Source organism: Corynebacterium sputi DSM 45148, assembly GCF_000427865.1.
GTDB classification, from domain to species: domain Bacteria; phylum Actinomycetota; class Actinomycetes; order Mycobacteriales; family Mycobacteriaceae; genus Corynebacterium; species Corynebacterium sputi.
On record NZ_ATYV01000014.1, the window covers coordinates 71,183 to 80,093 of the forward strand.

Consider the following 8,911-nt stretch of genomic DNA (forward strand, 5'->3'; position numbering starts at 1 on the left):
GCTTGTGTCAATTGTGACAATCACATAATCCACGAGGAGGCAGTGATGACTGACCCCAATAATCCCTATGACCCCTACCGTGACAACTCCGGAAATCCCTTCAACCAGGACAACTCCGGTTACGGATACCAGCAGAACCCGGGCTACGGCTACCAGGAGAACGCCGGTTACCAGAGCCATGACATCGGACCCGGTGTCGGCCAGCCCGGCGGCGAGCTTCCCCCGACCAGCCCGGTGTTCGCCGGACCTGCGCCCTACCGCGCGATGGAGCCGATCTCGATCGCCTTCAAGCGCCTGAACGCAAACTTTGGCGCATGGGTGCTCTTCGGCATTGCCGGTTTTCTCATCACCGCTGTCGGCACCTGGTTCTCCATGCCCGAAATTCCTGACTTTAACGACCCGGCCGCAGTCGAGGCCTATGCAGAGGCTTCGACGACGTCCAGCTTCGTTTCACTCTTCGTGGTCATCCTGTCGATGCTCCTGACGATCTTCCTGTACCGCGGTGCCTTTGAGGAAACCGACGGCCGCAAGCCTGCCATCGGTGACTTCATTAAGATCTCCCGCTGGGGCAGCATCATTGGAATTTACGTCCTGCTGTTCATCGCGTCGTTCGTCATCGTCATCCCGGGCCTCCTGCTGGTCGTCGCAGGCGGCGCAATGTCGATTTCCAGCCCCGGGGCTGGCGTTGGCCTGATGTTCATCGGAATCATCGTCATGCTGGCAATGCTGCTGGCCTTCGTTCCGATCGCCACGATGGTTCCGCTGGCTGTCATTGACGGCCGCACCACCGTCACCAAGTCCTTCGGATTTATCTGGGCTGCGGTCAAGCCGGTCTTCTGGAAGGTCCTGGGCACCCTGATTGTCCTCGGACTGATCAACTTCGTCGGAGCCATGCTGTGCGGCCTGGGTCTGATCTACACCATGCCGCTGTACTCCATCGCCGTGGTTGTTATGTACCGCCAGGTCATCGGCGGACGTCGCCCGGTCGTTCAGGCCTAAGACACCGACCGAACGACAACAAAGCCGGTCCCACCATTATTGGTGAGACCGGCTTTTTGCTGTGCTGGTGCGACTAGCTTAGTGCTGCAGAGGCTGCGTCGTAGTCCGGCTCGGTGGTGATCTCCGGGACGAGCTCGGTGTAAATGATCTCGCCGTTGCCGTCTGCGATGACAACCGCGCGGCCAAGGAGGCCAGCCAGCGGGCCATCTGCCTGGATATCGCCGAAGGCCTCACCGAAGCCACCGCGGAAGTCCGATGCGGCATCTGCGTTCTCGATGCCCTCGGAGCCGCAGAAACGGCCCAGCGCGAAGGGCAGGTCGCGGGAGACGTTAACCACGGTGACGCCATCAAACTTGGTCGCCAGCTCATTGAACTGACGCACAGAGGCAGCGCACACACCGGTGTCGACCGACGGGAAGATGTTGAACACTACGGTCTGTCCGGCGTAGCTGGAGTTATCGACCGTCTCCAGGTCGGTGTTGGTCAGGGTGAATGCAGGCAGCGAAGCACCTACCGCCGGAAGGTCTCCGGAGAGGTTCACGGTGTCGCCCTTGAATGCTGTGGTGGAAGTCATGCCTCTTTTGTACAGAAGAATCAGGCGTCCGGCCGAGGAGGCTCAACCTTCCGGCAATTCTTCATGTGGTTCACTGCGATATTCACTGCTGTGTCGATCCGCTCCCACTCTTCTGTGGTGTACGCGCGACCACGAAGTTCCGACCACGACCGGCCCTCATGAAAGTTGCACATCTCGCACCTACGCCCTTGGGTCCAGATCCCACCGGGTTGCTCGGCTGGGTCCGTCCATGAGCCCCAGATGTGTGTGCATGAGGAGACGTCGGGAAGCGCGGATTTCGATGCCTCCCTGAGCTTGACCGCGAGCACCGCAGCGACCACCCACGACACCACCAGCGCGACTGCCAATACCTCCGTCATACCCCAAGTGTAATGGTGCTGATACCGTCACTGACACCAGGTGAAACCCTATTTTGGAGGTTATTATGTCGCTGATCACCGCTATTGTGACGATCGACGTGGAGCCGGACCGGATTCCGGAGGCCGCAGAGGCCATCGTCAACATCGATGGAGTGACCGAGGTGTACTCCGTCACCGGTGATGCGGACTTGCTGGCCATGATCCGCGTGGTAGACCACGACAGCTTGGCGGACATCATCCCCGGGCAGATCAACAAGGTAGCCGGAGTGACGTCGACGAACACGCAGCTGGCGTTCCGGACCTATTCCCGCCATGACCTAGAGGCAGCGTTTTCCCTCGGTTTGGACTAGGTTTCATCCCTTCTTAAGCCCACTACTGCACTCAAATTATCAACCATTGTTTACTATACCCTTAAGCTAATGACTGATGCGGGCTGCGAGGGAGATGACATGGTGTACGTAGATGGAGCGGTGGGGGCACCTCAGTCCAGGCAAACCGGCGATGACATCGACTCGGAAATTGCCAACCTTTTCGCTCGCGGCGCCCAGCGCGCAGAGGCCTATGGCCCAGAATTCACCAAGTTGTGGGCAATAGCCTCAGACTGTGCCTTGGGCGGCAAGCTCCTTCGCCCAAAACTGTTAATCCAGACCTTCGACGCGCTTGGATCCCGGCCGACGCACCGCGAATCAGCAGTGCGAATCGCGGCGGCGACCGAACTGCTGCACTTCGCCTTTTTGCTTCACGACGATGTCATCGATGGAGACCTCATCCGGCGTGGGCGCCCGAATTTCGTCGGAACGGTGCTTTCCGACGAGCACGACTCCGAAGCTCTACATCTCGCCCGCAGCAGTGCCATCCTGATCGGCGACCTCCTACTTGCTGACGTGCATCAAGTATTCGCCCGGGAGCCTCTGCCTGAGCCGGAGCGAACTGCACTGTTGGACCTTCTCGACACAACGATCACCGACTCGATTGTTGGCGAGTATCTCGACATTGGTCTGTGCGCCGGGGTCATTGCCTCCCGGCTGCACCAGGTGCTTCGGATGACGAGGATGAAAACCGCGACCTACACCTTCGAGCTTCCGTTGCGCGCTGCCGCGGTGTTGGCCGGAGCTTCCCCGAGAACGGCAGACCTGCTAGGAGACGTGGGTCAGAGCCTCGGCACGGCCTTCCAACTCCAGGACGACCTGCTGTCGGTGTTCGGCGACGAGCATGGCAAGGACTCCTACTCCGACCTGCGGGAGGGCAAAGAAACCGCTCTGATCGCTATTGCCCGCGCCGGTGAGCACTGGGCTGACATTGAACCGAACTTCGGCTCGCCAGACCTTACTGAGGAGCAGGGCCATGCAATCCGGGACATGCTCAGCCACTGTGGAGCAGAGAGCCAGGTACGTGGCCTGGTGGATGAGCACCTTCACCTAGCCCGGCAATCTCTCAGCGAATGTCCCCCGGCTTTGTCCACGACACTGGAAACCCTGATCACCACGATGGAGGCGCGCCGCTCATGACACGAGAAATGGACGATGCGAGTCCGTTGGAGCGATACACCCGGGCCTCGGAGTCGGCCTCCGGAAGGATCATTGCTGCGTACTCCACCTCATTTGGCACCGCGACGAAGCTGCTGGGCCCGGCGCATCGGAAGCACATCCGGAACATTTATGGCCTAGTGCGAGTCGCAGACGAGATCGTCGACGGCGTCGCTGAAGAGGCCGGCTTGCCCGTGGCGGAACAGCACGCCGAACTGACCCTGCTCGAAACCGAAACTCTCCGCTCGGTCGATGCGGGCTTTAGTAGCAACCCCATCATCCATGCGTTCGCACATACGGCGCGGGCCGCACAGATCGACGCCGAGTTGGTGGTGCCTTTTTTCGCGTCGATGCGAACCGACTTGGAGGTGGCAGAGCCTGCCACCGGTCGGCTCTGCTTCGGCGAGCGTGACCATGCGGACTACGTCTACGGTTCCGCCGAAGTCATTGGACTAATGTGCCTGAAGGTGTTCGTCCGCGACATGGAGGTCACCGGTTCTGAGATGAATCGCCTCGAACACGGTGCACGTCGTTTGGGCGCCGCGTTCCAGAACGTGAACTTCCTCAGGGACCTCGCGGATGACAATGCGCGCCTTGGGCGCAGCTACCTCAGTTCCGCCGGCACCATCGACGAAGAGCAGAAGCATCAGTGGGTTGTCACGATCAACGAGCAACTTCACGACGCCTCCGAAGTACTCCCCCTGCTTCCCAAGGACTCTCAGCTCGCAGTCGCTGGCGCCTTGAGCTTGTTCCGCAAGCTCAACGAGCGGATCGAGGAGACTCCCATCGAGGAGCTATACCGCCGCCGAGTCAGGGTTTCCGGCCCGGAAAAGGCACTGTTGATTGCGCGCGCCGCGCTAGAGTTAGCCGCACGATGAAGGTAATCCGCCTGACCACGATGTCCGCTGCCCGAGAACTCCTGCGCGCACGCGGCACGACAACGCAGGCAGGTTTCACCTCAGAGCGGATCCCAGACGGGCTATTCGCTCATCGCCCGATTTTGATGGACGACGGTCCCTCGCATGATGAACATCGAAAAGCCTTGGTTAGATTTTTCGCACCTGCGAAACTCGACCAGGATTTTATCGATCGTTGCGCCCGTGACGCTGTTGATGAAGCCCGGCGTGCTGGCGGTGAAGCTGCTGTCGATGAGGTGGCGCTGCACTACTCGGTCAGAGTGGCCTCGCGGATCGTAGGTCTGACGCATGCGCCGGTCGAGGACTTGGCGCAGCGCCTAGAACTGTTCTTCCGTCAGCCCCCAGTCGATCACACCGCACCGGATTTGGGCCGGACCTCCTCCGATTGGCGGAGAGCTGCACAGATGGCGCTCGGTCCACTGATATCGCTGTATTTCCGCGATGTGAGGCCGGCAATCAAGGAGCGGCGCAAACGTCCCCGCGCTGACATCATCAGTCACCTGCTGGACAAGGGGTATCGGCCGAAGGAAATCCTCGTCGAATGTCTCACCTACGGTACTGCAGGGATGGTGACGACTCGTGAGTTCATTAGTCTGGCCTGCTGGCATCTGATGCTTGATAATGCCCTGCGCGAGCGATTCGTCATCGCGTCAGAAAAAGAACGCCACGCGATCCTCAATGACTTGATTCGACGGGAGCCACCGGTCAGTCACCTCTATCGCAGGAAATTGGATGATGGTGCCTTGGTCGACATCGACGTGCAGCAAGCCAACACCGATGAGTCTCACGGGTGCGGGCTGAGTTTCGGCGACGGCGCACACCGGTGCCCGGGATCAACCCTGGCCATTATGGAGGCAGACGCTCTACTGCTGGCGCTATTCGCCGCCAACCCGACTCTGGAATCCGAGCCAGTGCTCGGCTACCAGAGCCTGGTAGAGGGCTACCAGGTCAGGGACCTTACTGTGTCTTTCCCTGCGTCAGCTTCCTGAGCAGGCGCGGCGCGGCATGCCTGCCCTTCGACGGCGGTGACCACAGGTCATGTCCGGCAAGGCCCCACGACTCGAGGAGTCCGTTGGCGGCCGACCAACCGGTGGTTGCGGCACGCTCCATCAAGGCGATGGGTAATTCACTGCTGACCCAGTCCCCGGCGATCTTGACGGTGGGGTCAGGCGTTTCGGAGGTCGGCAGGTCATCCCACGGGCGACTTGCGTCCGCGAATGAACAGTCCCGCTCGATAAGCAGTTCCTGATGCCTAAATTCCATGCCGATCGTCTCTGGGAAAACGTCTTCCAGTTCCTCCCGCAGGCAGCGTTTGATCGTGTCTGGGTCGGTACGGTCCTCGTCGAGTGCGTAGGCGTGCAGTTCCAGCACGCTGCCGCTGTACTCCTTGGACCACTTGGCCGCTCCATCTTCAAAGCGCTCCAGGACCGACACGTTGTCGAGCATCGTGAATCCTGCAGTACCCAGGAAGCCTGGTCGGCTGGAATCCACCGGCCGGTCCGTCCATACCCTCCACACGGCAAATGCCGGAGCTATCCGAACCTCGTCGATTCGGCGTCGCCAATCCTCATCTCCCACATCCGGAGAGTTAGCAACCAACTGCCGGGTTGCACCAGGGCCGGCGGCCAGGACAACCGCATCAGAGATGATGTCTGGCTCGCCGTCACAGGAGGCGACCCAAGAGCCATCGGACTTGGCTAAATGGGTGACCGCACCGGTCACCTGTTTCACATGTAGCTCATCCAACCGCCGAGACAGTGGTCCCCAGAGTGAGGTGTCGAAGTCGTCGCTGGGGACGTCGAAAAGCAATCCTTCAGACGAGCCCACGAAATAGGTATGGAACATCGCCACCATCTCTCCGGCGGAGAACTTGCGCGGATCGGCGAAGAAACTCCTGGCGAAGACCTCCAGCGCCAAGTGCCGTGCCCGCTGAGGGAAACGCAGACTGTCCAGGTACTCTGCGGCGCTGACCCCGTCGAAGTCGCGATAGGTCTGGGGAAAATCGACGTCTAGGAGGCGCATCGCTGCCTTCACGTCCACTTTCCGCAGGCCGTTGAGGTCGAAAGTGTCGCTCTTGTTCACGAACGAAATGAGGTTCCACGGCGGGGTTCGCGGGATTCCGAGGAACGAATCGCTGTCGCCATTGGAACTGACCACGGGGTAATCGCCAATCGGCTTCAGCAAGGAATCCACTGAACCGGCTCGAGACAGCAAAGCCCGAAGGTTGTAGTACTGCCGGAAAAACGCGTGGAAACCCCGGCTCATCGTCACTGGCCCCACAGGTGAATTCACTTCCCAAGAGCGAACCCTTCCGCCGAGCTCAGCATCGGGGTTGACCAGTGTGACATCCACACCACGTTCCGCAAGACCGAAAGCTGCGGCTAGTCCTGCGATCCCTCCGCCGACAACGGTGACAGAACGGGGCTCGCGCGACCAGGTAAGACCTTCGGCGGCGGGCATGAGCCAAGCTTTGCGATCACGCCCGGGAAAACGTTGGGACATGGACAATCTCCATCATTAGAGTACAGTTTGGATGCAGAACAATTAAACCCAATAGTATAATATCCTGACGGCTATTATCTACCTTTTCTACGGAGAATGGCGTACCTTCTAATGGATGAAAGACGCTGGCAAACACGACAAAATCGCGGGCGAGCTCCACGAACTGCGCTCCAGCGAATTGTCCCGAACCATGAGTGACGACTGCCACCTCAGTGAGCGAGATTCCGCACAGATCCGCCGCCTTATGGAGGCTTTCGCAGAGCTGCGCTCAGCCGAGCAAGCCATCGCCGACGCATCCGAGAAGTACATGGACCTTTCCGCCCAACACATGCGCACCTTGCGATACCTATCAGTGGCGCGCAACCACCAGGAGACGGTGACACCAGGAATGATTGCGTCATACCTGAGCATCTCCCCCGCATCCACCACCAAGCTACTCAACCGACTTGAGAAGGGTGGCCACATTAGCCGGAAGGTACACCCGGAAGACCGCCGAGCACTGGCCATTGAGATCACCCCCAGTGCCGCCGCTGCCGCCAAGGAAACGGTCGGCAAACAGCATGCGCGTCGAATTCTTGCCGCAGCCAGGCTCTCCCCCGCTGAGCGAGAAGTTGTGATCGAGTTCCTCCTAGACACAGCGAACGAACTGTCCATGGACTACGCAGACTGGGCAAAAGACTAGGTCCCATCGGCCAAGCGCTCTTCGTTCATTTTCCCACGAAAATGACATAGGTCATATTAAGCTCCTTGCCAGGTTGTAAAACCTGGACATCTCCACCCCGAGACACCGAGGAGCCCCCTATGCAGGACGGCCTGGCAGCGACGCTTTTACCCATCGGCCTAGCGGTGATCATGGTCGGCATTGGCCTGTCCCTGACTCCATCTCAATTCAAACGGAGCTTGGACTCGAAGTCGATCATCTCTTGGGCGCTAGCGGGCCAGATCATCCTCGTGCCACTGATCGCACTTGCACTGTCCTTCGTTCTGGGACTGCCGCCGGTCTTAGCGATCGGCATGGTGCTCCTCGCAGCAGCGCCAGGTGGCATCACCACAAACCTCTTCGCGCATCTGGGCAAGGGCAATGTCCCGCTCTCCATCGTCCTGACCGTCATATCGTCCATCGCGATGATGGCGACGATGCCCTTCTGGGTGTGGGTCGGCACGCAGGTCTTCACTGACCCCACCGGCGACATGGGTGTCATCACCGTTCCACCTGCTGAAGCACTGGGCCTCGTGATCGGCGTGGTCGGGATCCCCGTGGCCATCGGCATGTTCATCCGGGCGAAGTCCGCGAAACTTGCTGCAAAGCTGGAGAAACTGATTTCCGTGGTGGGGTTGGTGGTCCTGGTAGGGATCTTCATCTTCTTGATCATCGACTTGGGCCACGAACTGCTGCCGCTCTTGGAACAGGTCGGACTGGCCGTCATCATCTTCAACGCAGTCATCATGGCCGCCGGCTGGGCAATCCCTGCAGCACTGAAGCGCCCGATTGAGGACAAGATCGCGATCTCGGTCGAGTACGGGCTGCGTAATTCCACGATGGCAATGGTCATTGCCCTGTCAGTCATTGGCTCCACCGAAATCGCCGCTCCGGCGATGCTCTTCAGCGTCACCATGTACGTCTTCGGCGTCGCGCTGGCCATCTGGCGCCGCCGCACTATGAAGCGGGAGTCAGTCACCCTCGATGCGGTCGGTTCTCCGACCGCACCCTAACCCCCTCGCTTTACGACGTTTACCGGCTCTTCACGTTTCGGAGTGCGTAGTTGACCGCGGGGTGGGGTTCGGGGTGGCACAACATATAGGGGTCCTGGCCGGTACAAGATGAGAGTTACGACGCTTCCATCCAACCGAACCAGGACCCTACTGTGCAGCCTACTACTGGCAACCTCGTCGCCGACACCATCTGCCGGACCGCCGAGATCGGCCTGACGATCACCGGTGCCGCCGACGCCGGAAACATCACCATCATCGACGCCACACCCGTGTCCGCGAGCAACACCTGCCCTGACTGCGCACAGTCCGGGAAGCTTCGCG

Annotated in this window: 10 protein-coding genes and 1 pseudogene; 8 read left to right on the plus strand and 3 right to left on the minus strand. The window is 59.9% G+C overall.

Features of this window, described 5'->3' with window-relative positions; genetic code table 11:
• Positions 1-45 precede the first annotated feature (45 nt).
• Positions 46-999, plus strand: coding sequence for a DUF2189 domain-containing protein (locus tag YWU_RS0108705; RefSeq protein WP_027020175.1), 954 nt, complete (start codon positions 46-48; stop codon positions 997-999).
• Positions 1,000-1,072: 73 nt separating this feature from the next.
• On the opposite strand, the gene tpx is transcribed toward YWU_RS0108705, so the two are convergent.
• Together tpx and YWU_RS0108715 are read right to left on the minus strand one after the other, a co-directional pair.
• Positions 1,073-1,573: a thiol peroxidase gene (gene tpx / locus YWU_RS0108710; RefSeq protein WP_027020176.1), complete on the minus strand. Its 501-nt coding sequence runs from the start codon at positions 1,571-1,573 to the stop codon at positions 1,073-1,075.
• 20 nt (positions 1,574-1,593) lie between these two features.
• Positions 1,594-1,932, minus strand: a complete 339-nt coding sequence (locus tag YWU_RS0108715; RefSeq protein ID WP_027020177.1) for a hypothetical protein — start codon at positions 1,930-1,932, stop codon at positions 1,594-1,596.
• A 65-nt stretch (positions 1,933-1,997) separates the two neighbouring features.
• Here YWU_RS0108715 and YWU_RS0108720 point away from each other — a divergent pair, with 65 nt between their 5' ends.
• The 4 genes from YWU_RS0108720 (at position 1,998) to YWU_RS16015 (ending at position 5,364) form a co-directional block, all read left to right on the plus strand.
• Positions 1,998-2,282: an Lrp/AsnC family transcriptional regulator gene (locus tag YWU_RS0108720; RefSeq protein WP_240484096.1), complete on the plus strand. Its 285-nt coding sequence runs from the start codon at positions 1,998-2,000 to the stop codon at positions 2,280-2,282.
• Positions 2,283-2,351: 69 nt separating this feature from the next.
• Positions 2,352-3,440 carry a polyprenyl synthetase family protein gene (locus YWU_RS16010; RefSeq protein WP_156892776.1) on the plus strand — a complete coding sequence of 363 codons (1,089 nt, stop codon included), beginning with the start codon at positions 2,352-2,354 and terminating at the stop codon, positions 3,438-3,440.
• Positions 3,437-4,336 carry a phytoene/squalene synthase family protein gene (locus tag YWU_RS0108730; RefSeq protein ID WP_027020179.1) on the plus strand — a complete coding sequence of 300 codons (900 nt, stop codon included), beginning with the start codon at positions 3,437-3,439 and terminating at the stop codon, positions 4,334-4,336. The genes YWU_RS16010 and YWU_RS0108730 overlap by 4 nt, the downstream gene beginning before the upstream one ends.
• A complete protein-coding gene (locus YWU_RS16015) occupies positions 4,333-5,364 on the plus strand; it encodes a cytochrome P450 (protein WP_034647568.1) in 1,032 nt (343 codons plus the stop codon). The genes YWU_RS0108730 and YWU_RS16015 overlap by 4 nt, the downstream gene beginning before the upstream one ends.
• Here YWU_RS16015 and YWU_RS0108740 read toward each other — a convergent pair.
• Positions 5,333-6,877 (minus strand): FAD-dependent oxidoreductase, encoded by a 1,545-nt coding sequence (locus YWU_RS0108740; RefSeq protein WP_027020180.1) that lies wholly within the window; start codon positions 6,875-6,877, stop codon positions 5,333-5,335. The genes YWU_RS16015 and YWU_RS0108740 overlap by 32 nt on opposite strands.
• A 115-nt stretch (positions 6,878-6,992) precedes the next feature.
• Here YWU_RS0108740 and YWU_RS0108745 point away from each other — a divergent pair, with 115 nt between their 5' ends.
• From YWU_RS0108745 to YWU_RS18615, 3 genes and pseudogenes are all read left to right on the plus strand, one after another.
• Positions 6,993-7,559 (plus strand): MarR family winged helix-turn-helix transcriptional regulator, encoded by a 567-nt coding sequence (locus YWU_RS0108745; RefSeq protein WP_027020181.1) that lies wholly within the window; start codon positions 6,993-6,995, stop codon positions 7,557-7,559.
• A 119-nt stretch (positions 7,560-7,678) separates the two neighbouring features.
• Entirely contained in the window at positions 7,679-8,590 is a 912-nt protein-coding gene (locus YWU_RS16020) for a bile acid:sodium symporter family protein (RefSeq protein ID WP_051260207.1), read from the plus strand.
• A gap of 152 nt (positions 8,591-8,742) precedes the next feature.
• Positions 8,743-8,911 (plus strand): annotated as a pseudogene (locus YWU_RS18615) (ISL3 family transposase); the annotation flags it as partial.